Annotated in this window: 15 protein-coding genes; 6 read left to right on the top strand and 9 right to left on the bottom strand. The window is 69.3% G+C overall.

Annotated elements, in window-relative coordinates:
- Positions 1-196: 196 nt before the first annotated feature.
- The 6 genes from AC5JCN_RS15180 to AC5JCN_RS15155 form a co-directional block, all read right to left on the bottom strand.
- On the bottom strand, positions 197-1,156 hold the full coding sequence (locus tag AC5JCN_RS15180; RefSeq protein WP_495755918.1) for a threonine/serine dehydratase: 960 nt from the start codon (positions 1,154-1,156) through the stop codon (positions 197-199).
- Between the two features lie 83 nt (positions 1,157-1,239).
- On the bottom strand, positions 1,240-1,542 hold the full coding sequence (locus AC5JCN_RS15175; RefSeq protein WP_495755917.1) for a hypothetical protein: 303 nt from the start codon (positions 1,540-1,542) through the stop codon (positions 1,240-1,242).
- Between the two features lie 102 nt (positions 1,543-1,644).
- The gene (locus AC5JCN_RS15170; RefSeq protein ID WP_495757659.1) at positions 1,645-3,672 is read right to left on the bottom strand and encodes a methylmalonyl-CoA mutase family protein; all 2,028 of its coding nucleotides are present in this window, start codon (positions 3,670-3,672) and stop codon (positions 1,645-1,647) included.
- Positions 3,673-3,881: 209 nt separating this feature from the next.
- On the bottom strand, positions 3,882-4,928 hold the full coding sequence (locus AC5JCN_RS15165; RefSeq protein WP_495755916.1) for an aspartate-semialdehyde dehydrogenase: 1,047 nt from the start codon (positions 4,926-4,928) through the stop codon (positions 3,882-3,884).
- A 233-nt stretch (positions 4,929-5,161) separates the two neighbouring features.
- Entirely contained in the window at positions 5,162-6,496 is a 1,335-nt protein-coding gene (locus AC5JCN_RS15160; RefSeq protein ID WP_495755915.1) for a class I SAM-dependent methyltransferase, read from the bottom strand.
- A gap of 86 nt (positions 6,497-6,582) precedes the next feature.
- Positions 6,583-6,810: a DUF1674 domain-containing protein gene (locus tag AC5JCN_RS15155; protein ID WP_495755914.1), complete on the bottom strand. Its 228-nt coding sequence runs from the start codon at positions 6,808-6,810 to the stop codon at positions 6,583-6,585.
- 116 nt (positions 6,811-6,926) lie between these two features.
- Between AC5JCN_RS15155 and AC5JCN_RS15150 the strand changes: the two genes are divergently transcribed.
- From AC5JCN_RS15150 to ccrA, 4 genes are all read left to right on the top strand, one after another.
- On the top strand, positions 6,927-8,363 hold the full coding sequence (locus tag AC5JCN_RS15150) for an RsmB/NOP family class I SAM-dependent RNA methyltransferase (RefSeq protein WP_495755913.1): 1,437 nt from the start codon (positions 6,927-6,929) through the stop codon (positions 8,361-8,363).
- 104 nt (positions 8,364-8,467) lie between these two features.
- Positions 8,468-10,180, top strand: a complete 1,713-nt coding sequence (locus AC5JCN_RS15145) for a heparinase II/III family protein (protein ID WP_495755912.1) — start codon at positions 8,468-8,470, stop codon at positions 10,178-10,180.
- 115 nt (positions 10,181-10,295) lie between these two features.
- Complete coding sequence (gene purH, locus AC5JCN_RS15140; protein ID WP_495755911.1) at positions 10,296-11,888, top strand: bifunctional phosphoribosylaminoimidazolecarboxamide formyltransferase/IMP cyclohydrolase; 1,593 nt, start codon at positions 10,296-10,298, stop codon at positions 11,886-11,888.
- A gap of 117 nt (positions 11,889-12,005) precedes the next feature.
- A complete protein-coding gene (gene ccrA, locus AC5JCN_RS15135; RefSeq protein WP_495755910.1) occupies positions 12,006-13,259 on the top strand; it encodes a crotonyl-CoA carboxylase/reductase in 1,254 nt (417 codons plus the stop codon).
- A 166-nt stretch (positions 13,260-13,425) separates the two neighbouring features.
- Here ccrA and AC5JCN_RS15130 read toward each other — a convergent pair whose 3' ends face one another.
- On the bottom strand, positions 13,426-14,286 hold the full coding sequence (locus tag AC5JCN_RS15130) for a YihY/virulence factor BrkB family protein (protein WP_495755909.1): 861 nt from the start codon (positions 14,284-14,286) through the stop codon (positions 13,426-13,428).
- 164 nt (positions 14,287-14,450) lie between these two features.
- Here AC5JCN_RS15130 and AC5JCN_RS15125 point away from each other — a divergent pair, with 164 nt between their 5' ends.
- A complete protein-coding gene (locus tag AC5JCN_RS15125) occupies positions 14,451-16,133 on the top strand; it encodes an acyl-CoA dehydrogenase family protein (RefSeq protein WP_495755908.1) in 1,683 nt (560 codons plus the stop codon).
- Positions 16,134-16,742: 609 nt separating this feature from the next.
- On the opposite strand, the gene AC5JCN_RS15120 is transcribed toward AC5JCN_RS15125, so the two are convergent.
- On the bottom strand, positions 16,743-17,906 hold the full coding sequence (locus tag AC5JCN_RS15120; protein ID WP_495755907.1) for a trans-sulfuration enzyme family protein: 1,164 nt from the start codon (positions 17,904-17,906) through the stop codon (positions 16,743-16,745).
- A gap of 130 nt (positions 17,907-18,036) precedes the next feature.
- Here AC5JCN_RS15120 and AC5JCN_RS15115 point away from each other — a divergent pair, with 130 nt between their 5' ends.
- Positions 18,037-18,549 (top strand): TspO/MBR family protein, encoded by a 513-nt coding sequence (locus AC5JCN_RS15115; RefSeq protein WP_495755906.1) that lies wholly within the window; start codon positions 18,037-18,039, stop codon positions 18,547-18,549.
- Here the strand turns inward: AC5JCN_RS15115 and AC5JCN_RS15110 are convergent.
- Positions 18,539-18,913: a response regulator gene (locus AC5JCN_RS15110; protein WP_495755905.1), complete on the bottom strand. Its 375-nt coding sequence runs from the start codon at positions 18,911-18,913 to the stop codon at positions 18,539-18,541. The two genes, AC5JCN_RS15115 and AC5JCN_RS15110, sit on opposite strands and share 11 nt — an antisense overlap.
- Between the last annotated feature and the right edge of the window lie 23 nt (positions 18,914-18,936).

The following is an 18,936-nucleotide window of genomic DNA, read 5'->3' as shown; positions in this document are numbered from 1 at the left end:
GTGGACCTCCGGGCTCAAGGCCCGGGCGGTGGCTCAAGGACGAAGGATCGCCGTTGAAGTGGGCAGCCGATAGGGGATAGGGCGGCGGGAGTCAAGGGTGAGGAGTGGAGCGCGGGTCTCCAGACCCGCATGTTCTGACCCAGTTGCACATTCGGCCAAGCGCGTCTGAAGACGCGCGGTCCGAGCGTGACCCACGTCACCCCACCACCGTTGTCGGGTCCACGTTGCTGCCGCACAGCAGCACGCCGACGCGTTCGCCGGGTGCAGGGCTGTATGCGCCGGTGAGGAGGGCGGCGAGGGCCGCGGCTCCTCCCGGTTCGGCCAGCAGGCGCCAGTCGCGCCAGAGGCGCTGCTGGGCGGCGCGGATGGCGTCGTCGGGGACGAGGGCGACGTGGTCGATGGCCTGCCGGGCGACGGCGAAGGCCAGCGTCCCCACCCGGCGCGCGCCGAGCGAATCGCCGGCGATGCTCTCCACCGGCACGTCCACGGGTTCGCCGGCCTCCAGCGCGGCATGCAGGCAGCGCGAGCCCTCGGGTTCGACGCCGACCACCTTCACGCGGCCCTCCCACCAGGCGGCCATGCCGGCGATGAGTCCGCCGCCGCCGACGGCGACGAGCACCGTGTCGAGCGGCGCGAGACCGAGGGCGGACAGGTCCTCGTCCCACTCCAGCGCCGTCGTGCCCTGGCCGGCGAGGGTGGGAACCGCGTCGTAGGGATGGACGAGGAGGGCACCGGTTTCCGCGGCGTAGCGGTTGCAGGCCTCCTGCGCATCGGCGTATCGGGAGCCGCCCACCACCGCCTCCGCGCCATGGGCGCGGATGGCGGCCACCTTCACGGCGGGCGAGATCTCCGGGACGAAGATGCGGGCCTTGTGTCCCAGCCGTTTCGCCGCCAGGGCCACGGCGACGCCGTGATTGCCTCCGGAGGCCGCCGCGACGCCGGAGGGCGGCACGGGCTTCGACAGTAGCGTGTTAAAGGCGCCGCGCGACTTGAAGGAGCCGGCGTGCTGCAGCAGTTCGAGCTTCAGGCTGACCGAGGCGTCGCCCGCCAGCCCGGGATCGCCCTCCAGTAGGGGCGTGCGGCGGACATGGCCGGCAATGCGCTCGGCCGCGGCCTCGATGTCGGCGCGGGTGACGGGAAGGGGAGCGGGGATCATGGCTGCGTCCGTGAACGGGATCAGGCCACAGTCCTAGCGCATCGGCGCGCGGTGCGGCACCCGTCCAGGCGCGGGACGTATCCTCAGCGGGCGAGGCGCTTGCCGAGAGCCATGGCGAAGAGGAAGGCGTAGGACGCGCCGATGCAGAGCATCGCGACGCCGGCGAGATCCGCCGTGCTCGCGCCGGACCCAAAGCGCTGCCACGCCGCCAGGGTGATCAGTGCACCGAGGAAGACCAGCACACCGTTGCCGATGATGCCGAACCCGCGCGCCCTCATCACGGCGTCGCACAGCCAGCCCGAGGCCACGCTGAAAAAGAAGACGATGCCGACCACGCCGATCAGCACGTCGTTGGAAACGGAACCGAACCCCAGATACTGCAGCATCGCGGCAACTCCGCGGGGCGCGCCATGCGCCATGGCATGACTTTAGGCAACACCGACTGCCACGACGTTAAAGCGAAAGCAGAATGTTGCATCAACCCTGCATTAGGCGGGCTGCCGCTCAGGCAAAGTCCGCCGGACGATGCCGGCGATATCCTTCATGATCTCGTCGAGCCGGTAGTCCTTGGGCGTGTAGACCGCACGGACGCCGATGTTCCGCAGGACGTTTTCGTCCTCCGGCGGCACGATGCCCCCGACGACGACGGGAACATGCCCCAGCCCCTCGTTGCGCAGCCTCGCCATGACGTCGCGCACCAGCGGGACGTGCGAGCCGGAGAGGATCGAGAGGCCCAGCACGTGTGCCTGGCTGTCGCGCACCTGCCGGACGATCTCCTCCGGCGTCAGGCGGATGCCCTCGTATGTGACGGAAAAGCCGACGTCGCGGGCCCGCAGCGCGATCTGCTCGGCGCCGTTGGAATGGCCGTCGAGGCCAGGCTTGGCGACTGTGAGCCGCGGCGTCTCGCCGAGCTGGGCGGCAAGGTCGGCGATCACGAGCGCCACCTCACGCTGCTCCGCCTCGGTGCGGGTCTCGGGCGTGACACCGGTCGGCGCGCGGTACTCTCCGAAGATGCGCCGCAGCGTCTCGCCCCATTCGCCGGTGGTGACGCCGGCCTTGGCGCAGCGGATCGAGGGCTCCATGACGTTGCGGCCTTCCTGCGCGGCGGTGCGCAGGTCCTCCAGCGCGGCCTCCACCTCGCCTGCGTCGCGCCGCGAGCGCCACTGCCGGATGCCGGCGATGGCCTCCGTCTCGACCGCCTCAGGCACGGTGAGCACCGTGCCTTCGCCCGCGGTCAGCGGCGACGGCTCGCTCTCGCCCCAGCGGTTGACGCCGACAACCACCTGCCCGCCACCCTCGATGCCGGCGATGCGGCGGGCGTTGGATTCCACCAGGGCCCGCTTCAGCGTGCCGTCCTCGACGCAGACGACGGCGCCGCCGCGCGCCTCGATGGCGGCGAGCTCGGCGCGGGCAGCATGCTTCAGCTCGGCAACCTTGCGCTCGATCTCGACGGAGCCGTCGAAGATGTCGCCGTATTCGAGGAGGTCTGTCTCGTAGGCCATCACCTGCTGCATGCGCAGCGACCATTGCTGGTCCCACGGGCGTGGCAGGCCCAGCGCCTCGTTCCAGGCCGGCAGCTGAACGGCGCGGGCGCGGGCCCGCTTCGACAGCACGACCGCCAGCATCTCGATGAGGATGCGGTAAACGTTATTCTCCGGCTGCTGCTCGGTGAGCCCGAGGGAGTTCACCTGTACGCCGTAGCGGAAGCGGCGGTGGCGCTCGTCCTCGACGCCGTAGCGCTCGCGGGTGATCTCGTCCCAGAGCTCGGAGAACGCCCGCATCTTGCACAGCTCGGTGACGAAGCGCATGCCGGCATTGACGAAGAAGGAGATGCGGCCGACCACCTCGGCGAAGCCCGCCTCCGCGATCTCTCCGGAGGAGCGGACCGTGTCGAGCACGGCAATGGCGGTGGCGAGCGCGAAGGCGAGTTCCTGCACCGGCGTCGCACCGGCCTCCTGCAGGTGATAGCTGCAGACGTTGGTGGGGTTCCACTTCGGCAGCGCCGCGGTGCTGAACACCACGACGTCCTTGATCAGCCGCATCGAGGGCGCGGGCGGGAAGACGTAGGTCCCGCGCGACAGGTACTCCTTGACGATGTCGTTCTGGGTCGTTCCCTGCAGCGCCGTGCGCGGCGCGCCCTGCTCGTCGGCGACGGCGACATAGAGCGCCAGCAGCCAGGCGGCCGTGGCGTTGATGGTCATCGAGGTATTCATCTGCGTCAGCGGGATGTCCTGGAGCAGGGCCCGCATGTCGCCGAGATGGGCGATGGAGACGCCGACCTTGCCGACCTCGCCGCGCGCCAGCACGTGGTCGGGGTCGTAGCCGGTCTGCGTCGGCAGGTCGAAGGCGACGGAGAGGCCGGTCTGCCCACGCCCCAGGTTGGCGCGGTAGAGCCGGTTCGACTCCGACGCGGTGGAATGGCCCGCATAGGTGCGGAAGATCCAGGGCTTGTCGCGCGTTTCCGCCGTCACGTCCGGCTCCTCCGCTTGTGCACCGCACCATTGTGACGGAGGCAGAGGCGCGCGCCAACCCTGCGATGGTTCAATGGTTGGAGGATGATCCAGAAGTTCTAGCCCGGCATGCCGGGTCAACTCTCCCCCGCCCGCGGGGGAGATGTCCGCGCAGCGGACAGAGGGGGCGTTAGCCCGTTTCGGCCCGGTAGCGTCCCCCCTCCCTGCCCTCCCCCGCAAGCGGGGGAGGGTTCCCCGCGCCTGCACTCAGTCAATCACGCCGCGGCGGCGCGGGGGGTGAGGAGCTTGCGGTTGATGAGCGCCTCGGCGATCTGCACGGCGTTGAGCGCGGCGCCCTTGCGGAGGTTGTCGGAGACGACCCACATGGCGAGCCCGTTCTCGACCGTGATGTCCTCGCGGATGCGCGAGATGTAGGTCGCGTCCTCGCCGGCCGCCTCGTGCGGGGTGATGTAACCGCCGGGCTCGCGCTTGTCGATGACGAGGCAGCCGGGGGCCGAGCGCAGGATCTGCGTCGCCTCCTCGGCCGAGATCGGGTTCTCGAACTCGATGTTCACGGCCTCGGAATGGCCGATGAAGACGGGCACGCGCACGCAGGTGGCCGTGAGCTTGATCTTCGGGTCGAGGATCTTCTTGGTCTCGGCCATCATCTTCCACTCTTCCTTCGTGAACCCGTCCTCCATGAACACGTCGATGTGGGGGATGAGGTTGAAGGCGATGCGCTTGGGGAACTTCTTCACTTCCACGTCGCGCAGCGAGTAGAGCGCCTTGGTCTGGCGGTCGAGCTCGTCCATGCCCTCCTTGCCGGCGCCGGACACCGACTGGTAGGTCGACACGACAACCCGCCTGATCGTCGCCGCCTCGTGCAGCGGCTTCAGCGCGACGACGAGCTGGGCGGTGGAGCAATTGGGGTTGGCGATGATGTTGCGCCGGTCCGTCTTCGCCATGTACCCGGCGAGAACCCCGGCATTGACCTCCGGTACGACCAGCGGAACGTCGGAATCGTAGCGGAAGAAGGACGAGTTATCGATGACGAGACAGCCCTGCGCGCCGATGCGCGGGCCCCATTCCTTGGCCACGGCCGAGCCTGCGGACATCAGGCAGATGTCCGTGCCGGCGAAGTCGTAATGGTCGATGGCGCGCACGGTCAGCGTGCGGTCGCCGAACGAGACCTCGGTGCCCTGGCTCCGCGGGGAGGCGAGAGCGACCACCTCGTCGGCCGGGAAGGCGCGCTCGGCGAGGATGTCGAGCATGGCGCGGCCCACATTGCCCGTTGCGCCTGCGACAGCGACCTTGAAACCCATGACATGAACCCTTTTCGGAACGTGGTCTCCCCCGGCTCTCATGACCCGCCGGGGCGGATCGGCCTCTGTCCTCCGCCGGAGGAGAGACCGGAGCGAGGACGCGTCAGCGCGCCGCGCCGCGTTTGGCGGCGGGCGTGTTCTCCGTCGTTTTCGTCGACGATGCGAACGGCATGAGCGCGATGGTCCGGGGCCGGTGAGCCTTTGCGAGGTGAAACACCCTCGCGCGCGGAATGTCAATCACCGGCCGTGCTCGAGGCCTCGTAGAGGTCGGCGCGCGTCGGCGGCAGCGGGCTGAAGCCCTTCGCCCGCTTCTGCGCCACCGTCTGGAAAATGCCGACGGCGCCGCGCTCGAAGGCCAGCGAGCAGCCGGCGAGATAGAGCAGCCAGAGCCGCGTCTTCTCCGCTCCGACCTCGGCCTCGGCCTCCGCCCGGCGGGCGTTGAGACGCTCCCACCAGAGCCGGGTCGTCCGCGCATAGTGCCGGCGCCAGCCCTCGACGTCGTGGATCTCGAACTTTGCGCGCTCGAGATTGGCGATCGACATGCCGAGATGGTCGAGCTCGCCACCCGGGAAGATGTAGCGGGTCAGCGCGCGATACTCGGCCCGCATCTTGCGGAAGCTGCGGTCGTCGCCCTTGGCCGGGCGCGAGATGGCGTGGTGCAGGTAAAGGCCACCCGGCTTCAGCACGCGATTGACGGCGGCGAAGTACTTGCGGTGGTTGTCGATGCCGACATGCTCGAACATGCCGATCGAAGAGACCTTGTCGAAGGGGCCTTCCAGCGCGGCGAAGTCCTGCACCATGATCGTCACCTGGCCTGATAGGCCCAGCCGCTCCACCTTTTCCCGCGCCAGGGCGGCCTGCTCCTCCGACAGCGTCGCCCCGACTGCCGTCACGCCATAGTGGCGCGCGGCATGGCAGACGAGAGCGCCCCAGCCGCAGCCTATGTCGAGCAGGCGTTCCCCCGGGATCAGGCGGAGCTTGCGGCAGATCATGTCGAGTTTGTCGCGCTGGGCGCGATCGAGGTCGTCGTGCCAGTCCGGCTGGAAGTAGGCGCAGGTGTAGACCATCTCCTCGTCGAGGAAGAGGCGGTAGAAAGCGTTCGACACGTCGTAGTGGTAGGAGACGTTGCGCTTGTTCACCGCAGCCGTGCCGGCGCGCGCGTCCTTCTCCTCCTTCACGGCGTCGAGCGGCCCGCCTTCCGCGATTTTCGGCGCGCGCCAGAACAGGGCCGCGGTGCGGGCGAGCTTCAGCTTGGGTAGCTTGCGCAGGAGGCGTCCCGGCCGGCCCTCCGGACGGGCCTTGGCGAAATCGAAGAGGCTGCCATTCTCGAGGTCGATGCGTCCGGCCATGTGGGCGGCGACCAGAGTGTCGATGCGCGGGCGCCGGATGATCTCGGCCACCACGCCCTCGTCCTTCAGCACGAGCCGCAGGCCGTCCTGCGGCCAGCCGGCAGGCACGAGGGTTCCGTCCCAGAGCCCGAAGCCGAACCGCAGGCCGAGGGTGCGGTGCGCCTCCTCAACGATCTCCCTGAACAGCCGCAGCCTCGTCTCGGCCTTGTCGTCTCGCATCGCTCCTCCTTCCGGGGAGCGGCACTCTAGTGGGCACAACTTATGGTTGTGAAGTGAGCCGGACGGCAATCGAGGCCGCACCATCCTCAGAAGTCGGTCGCGATGCCCTTCACTTCCCAGTCGCCGTAGCGCACCGGCTCGGGCCCTTCGCGGCCGTTCGTCTCGGCCCGCTGTTCCAGCGCGCGGCGGCGCTCGTCCAGCTCCACGCGCCTCGCCTCGGCTTCCGCGAGCGCACGGCGCGCCGCCTCGGTGAGAGGCTTTTCTGGCGCCGGTTCAACCTCCGGCGGCAGGCCGGCTTCTGTCTCGTCCGTCATCGTCCCAGCGTCCTGTTCGGGTCCGTGTCGGTCATGGAGGGCAAGTAGGCCTGCCCTGCGTGATTGACAACCGGGTGGAACGGGCGGAGGCAATGCGCGCGCCGCAGGGGCGTGGCATGGACGGAACGATGGCAAGGCAGGGCGGCAATACGGGGGGAAATCCACGCGGGGGCAAGTCGCCTGGGCGCAAGGCACCGGCAGGCAAGGCGCCGGTTGGCGAACAGCGGCCTCGCGAGCCTGATACCTCGCCCGGGCTCGCCGCGCGCCGCATCGCTGTTTCCGCTCTCGCCGCCGTGCTGAACGAGAACAAGGCGCTGGACGAGACCCTCGACCGGCTGCTGCAGCGTGAGGGCGGCGATCTCGAACCGCGCGACCGCGGGCTGGCGCGCGCCATCGCGACGGTCGGCATCCGCCGCTTCGGCACCATCCGGGGCGTGCTCCTGGCGCGGCTTCGCTCGGGAATGCCGGATCGGGCCGGCCGCTTCGCCGACATTCTTGTCGCGGCCTGCGCGCAGCTCCTCTTCCTCGACGTGCCCGACCATGCGGCCGTCGACCTCGCCATGCGCCTCATCCACGAGGACCGCGAGGCCGACCGCTTCTCCAGCCTGGCCAATGCCGTGCTGCGCCGCGTGTCGCGCGAGAAGGACGCGATCCTGGCCGCGTCCGACCCGCTGGACGACGACACCCCCGCCTGGCTGAAGGCGCGCTGGGTGGCGGCGTGGGGCGAGGAGACGGCGCGCGCCATCGCAGCCGCCCACCGCAACGAGGCGCCCGTCGACATCAGCGTCGCCGCAGACGCGGAGGGCTGGGCCGGCAGGCTCGATGCCCTCCTGCTGCCCACGGGATCGCTGCGGCTGCGCCAGCGCACGGCGGTGCAGGATCTGCCCGGCTACGCCGACGGCGGCTGGTGGGTACAGGATGCCGCCGCGGCCCTGCCGGCGCGGCTCCTCGGTGCCGGCCCGGGACAGAAGATCGCCGACTTCTGTGCCGCACCGGGCGGCAAGACGGCCCAGATCGCCGCTGCGGGCGCAGACGTCCTGGCCGTCGACCGCTCCGAGCAGCGGCTGGTCCGGCTCGCCACCAACATGAAGCGCCTCGGACTGGCGGTGCGCACGCTCGCGGCCGACGCCACGCAGCTTGAGGAGACCGGCTTCGACGCCGTCCTCGTCGATGCGCCCTGCACCGCCACGGGGACGCTGCGCCGCCACCCCGACGTGGCCTGGACCAAGACGGAGGAGGACGTGTTCCGCCTCGCTGCCCTGCAGACGCGTCTTCTCGACCGCGCCGTCGCCGTGGTGAAGCCTGGCGGACGCATCGTGTTCTGCACCTGCTCGCTGGAGAAGGAGGAGGGCGAGCGCCAGGTCACTGCGGCCCTGTCCCGCCATCTGGAGCTGGAGCGCGAGCCGATCCGGCCGGAGGAGCTTCCCGGACTGGAGGGTGCCATCACGGGGGAGGGCGACGTGCGCACGTTGCCGAACATGCTCCCCCACGAGGATCCCCGGCTTTCCGGCTGCGACGGTTTCTTCGTCGGGCGCCTGCGCAGGATGCGGTAAGCATGCGTTAACCATGTTGGCGGCAGGGTGATCTGACCGGCGTCCGTCGGATGGGGCGAGAGGACGGCGGGCCCGGACCGCCGGGCGTTCGGAGTGGCCGGGCCGTGACGACACGCGCAATGGGAGACCGCTGGCGGCTGGCCATGCTCTTGGCCAGGCACGGGCTTCGCGCGACCGGCGGCGTCCTCGCTTCACCCCTGCGGCTGATCTCGGGCGGCGGCGTGCGCGGCAGCGAGCGCCTCGTCGTGGCACCGCAGGACCTGCGGACGACCGACCCCACCGTCGCCAACGACATCTACGCCGGCTATTTCGCCTTCGCCGGCAAGTTCGCGGCGACCTCCGGCAGTTCGCCGTTCGACATCGAGCCGCCCTCGCACGCCTGGGCGCAGGCGCTGATGGGCTTCGGCTGGCTCAGGCATTTGCGCGCTGCCGACTCGGCGCTCGCCAACGCCAATGCCCGGGCTCTCGTGGACGACTGGATCGGTTCCTGGGGGAAGTACCGGCCCGGCGCGGCCTGGGAACCGCAGGTCGTGGCCCGCCGGATCATCTCCTGGCTCAGCCAGTCGCCCCTGATCCTCAGCGGCGCGGACCGTTCCTTCTATCGTCGTTTCCTGCGCTCCCTCCACAGGCAGGCTGCCTGGCTCGACAAGACGGCCTCCCGCTCGGATTCCGGCGAGGCGCGCCTCTTTGGCGCCATCGCGGTGGCCTACGTCGTCTTGTGCTCCGGCACCGGCGGAAGCGCGCTGCGGCGGGCATCCCGTCGCCTGTCGGACGAACTCGACCGGCAGGTGCTGCCCGACGGCGGTCACATCGCGCGCAATCCACAGACCTTGGTCGACCTCCTCACCGACCTCCTGCCGCTGCGCCAGACCTATGCCAGCCAGGGGCTGGAGGCCCCTGCCGCGCTGCTCAACGCCATCGACCGCATGATGCCGATGCTGCGCCTGTTCAGGCACGGCGACGGCTCGCTCGCCCTCTTCAACGGCATGAGCGCCACGTCGCCGGACACGGTCGCGACGCTGCTCGCCTACACCGATGCGCGTGTCAGCCCGATTGAGAACGCGCCGCATTCCGGCTACCAGCGCCTGCAGGCGCGCAGCGTCGTCGCCATCGTCGACGCCGGCCAGCCGCCTCCGCAGGCCTATTCGGGTCGCGCCCATGCGGGCTGCCTGTCCTTCGAGCTCTCGGACGGGCCGTTCCGCATCGTCGTCAACTGCGGCGCGCCGCCCCCGGGCGGGGAACAGTGGCGGCAGCTCGCCCGCTCGACGGCGGCGCACAGCACCGTGACGGTGGCGGACACGTCCTCCTGCCGCTTCGTGCCGGAGGAGGGCGTCGGCAGCTTCCTTGGCACGCCCATCCTGTCCGGCCCGCGCCTCGTCGAGGCCAAGCGCGACATGCTGCGCGACGACGACCGCCCGTCCGTGGCACTCGCCATGTCGCATGACGGCTACCGCGCGCTGTTCGGTGTGCTGCACGTGCGCCGCATCGTGCTCGCCTCCGACGGCATGCGCCTGTCCGGCAGCGACACCGTGCATGCGCCCAACCCCTCCCGCGCCGCGTCCGGGCCGGACAGCTACGCCGTGCGTTTCCACCTGCATCCCTCGGTCAAGGCCAGTCGAGACCCCGACGGCCGCGGCGTCACCCTGGCCCTGCCGGATGGCAGAAGCTGGCACTTCGATGCCGGAGGGCTGCCGGTCGCGATCGACGAGAGCGTCTTCTTTGCCGGCCCCGGCGGCGCGCGGCGCGCGGAGCAGCTCGTGGTGACCGGGGCGTGGCGCACCATGCCCACGGTCGAGTGGCGCTTCGAGCGGAAATAGGCGCATTTCACCGGGAACTCCTGCTTCCCCGGTCCGGGCGGTTTCGTCTCCTGCCTGATCGTGCTATCGCGCGCCCGCCGGTGCACAGCCCGGCTCAGCAGGACAGGACGGGACGATGGCGAGCGATCTGCGGCGCGTGGGGCGGGCCCTCATCTCGGTGTCGGACAAGGCGGGGCTGATCGAGCTGGCGACCGCGCTGGCGGAGGCCGGCGTCGCGCTCGTCTCGACAGGCGGCACGTGCAAGGCCATCGCGGAGGCCGGCCTCCCGGTCACCGACGTGTCGGACGTCACCGGCTTTCCCGAGATGATGGACGGACGGGTGAAGACCCTGCACCCGAAGGTGCATGGCGGACTGCTCTCCATCCGCGAGAACCCCGAGCACGAGGCGGCGATGCTGGCGCACGGCATCGTGCCGATCGACCTCCTGGTGGTGAACCTCTACCCCTTCGAGAAGACCGTCGCCGCCGGCCGGCTGTTCGACGACTGCATCGAGAATATCGACATTGGCGGTCCCGCCATGATCCGGGCGGCCGCCAAGAACCATGCCGACGTGGCCGTCGTGGTGGACCCGGACGACTATGCGTCGGTGCTCGCGGAAATCCGCGAGACGGGCGGCAGCACCACGGGAGGTCTGCGCCGCCGCCTCGCCGCCAAGGCCTACAGCCGCACCGCCGCCTACGACGCGGCCATCTCGACGTGGTTCCTGAACGAGGTCGGCGACACCATGCCCCGCTTCCGCGCCGTGGGCGGGACGCTGGCGGAGGCCATGCGCTACGGCGAGAACCCGCACCAGGCGGCCGGCTTCTACAGGACGGCGGAGACGCGCCCGGGCGTCTCCACCGCGCGCCAGCTGCAGGGCAAGACGCTGTCCTACAACAACATCAACGACACCGATGCCGCCTTCGAGGCGGTGGCGGAGTTCGATCCGTCGCGCACGGCGGCGGTGGTCATCGTCAAGCACGCCAACCCCTGCGGCGTGGCGGAGGGAGAGACGCTGGCGGAGGCCTATGCCAAGGCGCTGCGCTGCGATCCCGTCTCGGCCTTCGGCGGCATCGTGGCGCTGAACAGGACCCTCGACGCCGAGGCGGCACGCGCCATCGTCGAGATCTTCACCGAGGTCATCGTTGCCCCCGACGCGACCGACGAAGCCGTGAGCATCGTCGCCGCCAAGAAGAACCTGCGGCTTCTCGTCACGGGAGGGCTGCCGGATCCGCGCGCCGAGGGTCTGGTGCTCCGGACCGTGGCGGGCGGCTTCCTCGCCCAGGGCCGCGACAATGCCGTCGTGGACGACATGGACCTGAAGGTGGTGACGAAGCGTGCTCCCGACCCGCGGGAACTCGCCGACCTCGTCTTCGCCTTCCGGGTCTGCAAGCACGTCAAGTCGAACGCCATCGTCTACGCCAGGGACGGAGCCACGGTCGGCATCGGCGCCGGCCAGATGAGCCGGGTGGATTCCTCGCGCATCGCGGCGTGGAAGGCGGCCGAGGCGGCGCGCACGGCGGGGCTTTCAGAGAGCCTTGCCAAGGGCTCGGTGGTGGCCTCCGACGCGTTCTTCCCCTTCGCGGACGGGCTTCTGGCGGCAGCCGAGGCCGGTGCGACGGCGATTATCCAGCCGGGCGGCTCGATGCGCGACGACGAGGTGATCAGGGCCGCGGACGAGGCCGGCCTCGCCATGCTTTTCACCGGCCATCGCCACTTCCGGCACTGATCCCGGTCGCGGCGCTCGTTGCCGGCATGCTGCCTTCGGCCTATGGCGCAGTGCAGCATGGGCCATGGTAGACTGTGCTCAACCACAGGGCTCAAGGCCCGGTCGGAGGATTGAGACATGGCGACGGGCGCCCCCGCAAAGGATCTCTACGACATCGGTGAAATCCCGCCGCTCGGGCACGTGCCCGAGAAGATGTGGGCCTGGGCCATTCGCAAGGACCGCCACGGCCCGCCGGAGAGCGCGATGCAGCTCGAGGCCGTGCCGACCTGGACCATCGGCGACGACGAGGTTCTCGTCCTCGTGATGGCGGCGGGGGTCAACTACAACGGCGTCTGGGCGGCACTGGGCGAGCCCATCTCGCCCCTGGACGGGCACAAGCTGCCGTTCCATGTCGCGGGATCGGATGCCTCGGGCATCGTCTGGGCCGTGGGCGCCAAGGTCAGGCGCTGGAAGGTCGGCGACGAGGTCGTCGTTCATTGCAACCAGGACGACGGTGACGACGAGGAGTGCAATGGCGGCGACCCGATGTTCTCGACGTCGCAGCGCATCTGGGGCTACGAGACGCCGGACGGGTCCTTCGCGCAGTTCTGCCGGGTGCAGTCGCGCCAGCTGATGCAGCGGCCGCGGCACCTGACCTGGGAGGAGAGCGCCTGCTACACGCTCACCCTCGCCACCGCCTACCGCATGCTGTTCGGCCACGCCCCGCACACCGTGCGCCCGGGCGACAACGTGCTGGTGTGGGGCGCCTCCGGCGGCCTGGGCGTCTTCGGCGTGCAGCTCTGCGCGGCCTCGGGCGCCAACGCAATCGGCATCATCTCGGACGAGAGCAAGCGCGACTACGTGCTCCAGCTCGGCGCCAAGGGCGTCATCAACCGCAAGGATTTCGACTGCTGGGGCCAGCTGCCCAAGGTCAACTCCCCCGAGCACACCGCCTACATGGCGGGCGCGCGGAAGTTCGGGAAGGCGATCTGGGACATCACCGGCCGCAAGGACGTCGACATCGTCTTCGAGCACCCGGGCGAGGCCACCTTCCCCACCTCCTGCTTCGTGGTGAAGCGGGGCGGCATGGTGGTGTTCTGCGCGGGCACGACGGGTTTCAACATCACCTTCGACGCCCGCTTCGTCTGGATGAGGCAGAAGCGCATCCAGGGCTCGCACTTCGCCCATCTGAAGCAGGCGGCGGCCGCCAATCAGTTCGTCATCGACCGGCGCATCGATCCCTGCATGAGCGAGCTCTTCCCGTGGGACCGCATCCCCGTCGCCCACACCAAGATGTGGAAGAACCAGCACGCCCCCGGCAACATGGCCGTGCTCGTCAATTCTCCCCGGGCCGGGCTGCGCACGCTGGAGGATGTACTGGAGGCGAGATGACGCCGGGGTTGTCATCCCCGGCGGGCCAAAGGTGCGGGAAGGTGACCCAGTGTAGTTTGGTTCCCCCTCCGGTCCCGGACGGGTTGAGCGTCGGCTCCTGGATCCTCTTCCCCTCCGCCGCTGCGCGGCTCCGGCCGAGGATGACAGGCGGCGACGCGGGATCATCTCACACAGCCGGCACGGGATCCTCCTCCTCGGAATGCTCCTTGCGGCGCTCCATGAGGACGGCGTTGAACTCGCCGCCATACACGAAGGCGAAGGCGACGGCGTAGAGGAAGACGAGCGCCACCATCACCGAGGCGAGGCCGGCATAGGTCTTCACGTAGGTCTGGCCCATGCGGGTGAGGTAGGCGCCGAAGGCGACGCCGTAGACGAGCGACATCAGCAGGGTCAGCAGGACTCCCGGCGTGATCTGGCGCATGTGGCGGCGCCCGGCCGGCAGGTATTTGTGCACCAGCACCAGCGTCACCACGATGGCCATCGTCGCCAGTCCAAAGCGCAGGATCGTCACCTGCACCGCGTAGGGCGTCAGCCACGGCATGTAGAAGACCGCCGTCTTCCAGGCGATGGGGCCGATCACGATGAGAAGGCCGAAGGCAAGCAGCGCGGCGGCGCTGATCAGCACGAGGACGATGGATTCCAGCCGCGTCAGCCACCACGGCCTCGTCTCGCGGACCCGATAGGCGCGGTTCAGCGCCACTCTCAGGGCCTCGATGCCGTTAGACGAGAAGTAGATCGCCAGCACCACGCCGAATGTCAGGATGCCGGAGCGGGTCCGGGACAGCACCGCCGTGATCTCGCGGGCGATCGGCTGCGCCACCTGGTCCGGCCACGCCTCGAGGATCAGCGTGGTCGCCGCAGTCGCCATGTTCTTGCTGCCGAGAAAGGCGGCGAGGGACGTGACGAAGATCAGGAACGGGAAGAGCGACATCAGCGCCTGCAGCGCGATGTGCGATGCGATGGCCCAGCCGTCGTCGTCGACGAAGCGCCAGTATGCGTCCCAGGCGACGCGGGGAATGTCCAGCATTCGTCGGGCAGCCTTTCGAATCCCGCCGCTACATCTCTGCGCAGCTGTAGCCGAACGCAAGCGCGTCCGTCCGTCTTTCGGGGCATTGCCTCGATGTGCCATGCGCGACATGTTGCAATGCAGCACCATCTCCGGGCCGCGCCGGAACCCTCGGGAGACTGACCATGGCCGACGCCGCGACCGCGCTTGCGCAGCACGACACCGACTGGATCTCGCTCGGAGAAGCCGCGGCCGACGCCGCGTCGGGGATTTTGACAGATGCCACCGCGGCCGTGAGGCGCCGGGTGACGGTGGACGGAAAGCTCTCGTCGGCTGCGATCGAGGCGGAGCAGCACGCCGCGCACGGCCTTGCCTGGCTCGCGACAAGCGTGGAATGCCTGCGGCAGCTCGCCGCCTACGGGCGCAGGCTGGAGGCCGAAGGCCGCTACGGCGCGACCGAGGAGATGCTGGTCGCCATCGGGCTCGGCGAGATTGCCGCGCAGATCCTCGGCGGCATACCGATGAGCCAGAGCGAGATCCTGCGCCTTCCCGCGCTCGGACTTACGGGCCAGCAAATCGCGGCGAGGACCAGCGGCGTCCTGGGAACGCTTGCCGTGGAGGGCAACACCGCCGCTCACCGGGCCCGGCTCGTCGAGCTGATCCGGGAGGCGCAGGGCGCCGTCACGACAGGCGACGCCGGGCTGGACGAGACGCTGGAGGCAGTTCGCGCCGAGATGGCGCGGTTCTGCGATGCCGAGGTGCGGCCTCACGCCCATGGCTGGCACCTGCGCAACGACTACATTCCGCTCGAGGTTATCGACAAGCTGGCCGAGCTCGGCGTCTTCGGCCTGACGCTGCCGGAGGAGTTCGGCGGTCTCGGCCTCGGCAAGGTGGCGATGTGCGTGGTCTCGGAGGAGCTGTCGCGCGCCTATATCGGCGTCGGCTCGCTCGGCACCCGCTCGGAGATCGCGGCCGAGCTCATCCTGTGCGGCGGCACGGAGGAGCAGAAGGCTCACTGGCTGCCGCGGATCGCGTCGGGGGAAGTGCTGCCGACGGCGGTGTTCACGGAGCCGAATACCGGCTCCGACCTCGCCTCGCTGCGCACCCGCGCGGTGCGCGACGGCGATGCCTACAAGGTCACCGGCAACAAGACCTGGATCACGCATCCCGTGCGGGCCGACGTGATGACGATGCTGGTGCGCACCAACCCCGACGAGCCCGGCTATCGCGGCCTGTCGATCCTGCTGGGCGAGAAACCGCGCGGCACTAACGAGGCCCCGTTCCCCGTGAAGGGGCTCACCGGCGGCGAGATCGAGGTGCTCGGGTACCGGGGCATGAAGGAGTACGAGCTCGCCTTTGACGGCTTCGAGGTGCCGGCCGCCAATCTGCTCGGCGGGGTGGAAGGGCAGGGCTTCAAGCAGCTGATGCAGACCTTCGAGTCCGCCCGCATTCAGACGGCGGCCCGGGCCGTCGGCGTGGCCCAGTCTGCCTTCGACCTCGGCTTGCGCTACGCGCAGGAGCGCAACCAGTTCGGCAAGCCGCTGATCGCCTTTCCCCGCGTCGCCGACAAGCTCGCGATGATGGCGGTCGAGGTCAACATCGCCCGCCAGCTCACCTACTTCGCCGGCCGCGCCAAGGACGAAGGCAAGCGCTGCGACCTGGAGGCGGGGATGGCGAAGCTCTACGGCGCGCGGGTGGCTTGGGGGGCGGCCGACAACGCCTTGCAGATCCACGGCGGGAACGGCTTCGCCCTCGAATACGAGATCTCGCGCGTGCTGTGCGACGCCCGCATCCTGAACATTTTCGAAGGTGCCGCCGAGATCCAGGCCCAGGTGATTGCCCGTCGGCTCCTGGACGGCGGGAACTGAGTGCCGGGGGAGCTCCCGGCCGGCGTCACCGGGCAGAACGCCCTGAGCGAACGACCACCTTCGTGAGGTGAATACGTGATTGGTCCAGTACCGGACCCTGGAAGTGAGTCTTCGATTTCCGGCCGAATGAATTCAATCAGGCCGTTGACACCATTTATGTTGCGTGTGAGCTTATCATTATTGATTAGCCGAGTGATCGAGCACGCGAAAGCATCATTGAAGGCCCCTAATAGTCCCGCCCTGATCTCCCTCAGGCCGTGGTGTCGCTATCAACCAACGCTGGAATATCCAGCATGAGGTCAGGAGACGCTTCCCTGTTCCGGAAGCGACGAGACGACCCGACAAGCAATCAGATCCCCGATACCGGGTTCCGTATCCTGCGGATTGCCACTGTAACCGGCGCGTTCTGTAGCAGGCGCGTTCTGCAGGTGTGCGGGGCGAGGGGCGCCACCGGGCTGTCGCGTCGGCAGCCCATGGCGAACCTCAGTTGCTTGAATGAGGTCCGGGAATGCCGGTTCCCGGATCGGCCCACTTCGAGCAACTGCGGAACGCCAGACGGTCCCCTCTGGCGTTCCGTCTCCCGTTCGGGAACGATGTTCCTCGGCCCGATCACCCCGCCGCGCGCCGCAGCGCCTGGTCGAGGTCTGCGTGGAGGTCGTCGGGATCCTCGATGCCAGTCGACAGGCGAAGCAGATCGGGTGGACACGGGGACGAAGGGCCCTCGATGGAGGCACGGTGCTCGATCAGGCTCTCGACGCCGCCGAGCGACGTGGCGCGCTTCCAGAGCTCGACGCCCGCGGCCGTGGCGACCGCCGTCGCCTCGCCGCCCTTGACGCGGATCGACAGCATGGAGCCGAAGCCGCCCTGCATCTGCCTTGCCGCGATGTCGTGCCCGGGATGGGAAGGCAGGCCGGGATAGAGCACGCCGGAGACGTGGGGGTGGGCCGACAGCTTCTGCGCCAGGGCCAGCGCGGCCGAGGAAGCCGCGCGAACGCGCAGATCCAGCGTGCGCATGCCGCGCATCAGCAGGAAGGCTTCGAACGGGCCGAGGATGGCGCCGAAATTCTTGCGCAGGGAAGCGATGCGCTCCCACTCCGCGTCCGCCTTCGCGGTGGCGAGTGCGCCGGCAACGACATCCGAATGGCCGTTCAGCGCCTTCGTCGCGGCATGCATCACGATGTCGGCGCCGAGTTCCAGAGGCCGGGTGAAGACGGGGGTCGCCACCGTCGAGTCGACCGCCAGCCGGGCCCCTGCGGCATGCGCGAGCGACGCGACCGCCGCGATGTCGGACACGCTCCAGAGCGGATTTGACGGGGTCTCCAGCCAGACGAGCCGGGTGACGCCGGGCCGTATCGCGCGGCGGACAGCGTCGATGTCGCTCGTGTCGACGAACTCCGCCTCGATGCCCCAGCCCCTGGCGTCGCCGGCAAGCCAGTTGCGGAGCGCCCAGTACATGACGGTCGGCGCCACGACGTGGGATCCGGCGGGCAGGCTCATGAAGACGGATGTCGCCGCCGCCATTCCCGACGAAAACAGCATCGCCGAAGCAGCGCCCTCCCACATCGCCAGGATCTCCTCCGCCTCGCGGATGGTGGCGTTGTCGGGCCGCCCGTACACGAAGCCGGACGTGTAGCGGTTGTCGGGGTCGCGGACGAAGGTGGTGGCGACATGGATCGGCCTGACCACGCCGCGCGTTTCCGCGTCGACGCTTCCCATCGCCTGGACGCCGAGGCTGCGCCTCGAAAATCGGCGGGGTGGCTGGCGTCCGGTCATCTCGGTTCTCCTGCGGTCTCGGCCGCATGCTATGGAAGTCCGGCGGCTGGATGTCGAGGCGCAGATGTCGCAGCAGCCTTGCCCCGCCGGCAGGGCCGCCCACCTTCCCCCGAACGAGCTGGAGCCTTCGATGACCCTCTCCACCGCCCGCGAGACCAGGTCCGGCCGGGGCCCCTGGCTGCGCAATGCCGGTCTGGCCGTCGCCACCGTCGTCGTTGCCTCGATGATCGGCAACTTCGTCACGCTGCCCCACATTCCGACCTGGTATGCCGGGCTGGTGAAGCCGTCCTTCAACCCGCCGAACTGGCTGTTCGGACCGGTCTGGACACTTCTCTTCGCGATGATGGCCTGGGCGGTGTTCCGCATCCTGCAGAAGCCGCCGGGAATGCCCGGCCGGTCCGGCGCGCTCGCGGCCTACTGGGTCCAGCTCGTCCTGAACCCGCTCTGGTCGATCGCCTTCTTTGGCCTGATGAGCCCCCTGCTCGGCCTTGTCGTGATCGTGCCGTTTCTCGCCGCCATTTTCGTGACGATTGCGCGGTTCCGCCCGCTGGACCGGCTCGCTTCGGTTCTGCTCTGGCCCTATGCGGCCTGGGTGAGCTTCGCCACGATCCTCAACGTCGCGATCTGGTGGCTCAACCGCTGACGGGTTCGAGCACCTGCCGGACGGCCTGGCGAAGGTCGGACAGCGAGAACGGCTTGGTCAGCACGTCCTTGATGAGGGCGTCGAGATCACGCGCCCGTTCGCGCTGGTCTGCATAGCCTGTCATCAGCAGGATCGGCATGGCGGGATGGAGCTTGGCGGCCGCGAGCGCCAGCGCGATGCCGTCCATGATGGGCATGCGGATATCCGTCAGCAGCAGATCGTAGCCAGCGCCTGGCGCGCTCAGCAGGTCCAGCGCCTCGCCCCCGTCGCAGGCGGCATCGACGGTGTGGCCGTCGAGCTGAAGAGCGCGGGCCACGAAGCCGCGCAGCGGCTCCTCGTCGTCGGCGATCAGGATGTGTCCCATGGCGTGTTCCCTGTCTCCCGAGC

The sequence above is a fragment of the Alsobacter sp. genome, from assembly GCF_059501845.1.
The sequence above is the reverse complement of the archived record's forward strand: the minus strand, read 5'-3'. Positions and strand labels throughout refer to the sequence as shown.

Coding starts and splice junctions, on each gene's coding strand:
- AC5JCN_RS15150 (WP_495755913.1), top strand. CDS start 6,927: ATGGACGGAACGATGGCAAGGCAGGGCGGCAATACGGGGGGAAATCCA.
- AC5JCN_RS15155 (WP_495755914.1), bottom strand. CDS start 6,810: ATGACGGACGAGACAGAAGCCGGCCTGCCGCCGGAGGTTGAACCGGCG.
- AC5JCN_RS15120 (WP_495755907.1), bottom strand. CDS start 17,906: ATGACCGGACGCCAGCCACCCCGCCGATTTTCGAGGCGCAGCCTCGGC.
- AC5JCN_RS15110 (WP_495755905.1), bottom strand. CDS start 18,913: ATGGGACACATCCTGATCGCCGACGACGAGGAGCCGCTGCGCGGCTTC.
- AC5JCN_RS15175 (WP_495755917.1), bottom strand. CDS start 1,542: ATGCTGCAGTATCTGGGGTTCGGTTCCGTTTCCAACGACGTGCTGATC.
- AC5JCN_RS15180 (WP_495755918.1), bottom strand. CDS start 1,156: ATGATCCCCGCTCCCCTTCCCGTCACCCGCGCCGACATCGAGGCCGCG.
- AC5JCN_RS15125 (WP_495755908.1), top strand. CDS start 14,451: ATGGCCGACGCCGCGACCGCGCTTGCGCAGCACGACACCGACTGGATC.
- AC5JCN_RS15130 (WP_495755909.1), bottom strand. CDS start 14,286: ATGCTGGACATTCCCCGCGTCGCCTGGGACGCATACTGGCGCTTCGTC.
- purH (WP_495755911.1), top strand. CDS start 10,296: ATGGCGAGCGATCTGCGGCGCGTGGGGCGGGCCCTCATCTCGGTGTCG.
- ccrA (WP_495755910.1), top strand. CDS start 12,006: ATGGCGACGGGCGCCCCCGCAAAGGATCTCTACGACATCGGTGAAATC.
- AC5JCN_RS15115 (WP_495755906.1), top strand. CDS start 18,037: ATGACCCTCTCCACCGCCCGCGAGACCAGGTCCGGCCGGGGCCCCTGG.
- AC5JCN_RS15165 (WP_495755916.1), bottom strand. CDS start 4,928: ATGGGTTTCAAGGTCGCTGTCGCAGGCGCAACGGGCAATGTGGGCCGC.
- AC5JCN_RS15160 (WP_495755915.1), bottom strand. CDS start 6,496: ATGCGAGACGACAAGGCCGAGACGAGGCTGCGGCTGTTCAGGGAGATC.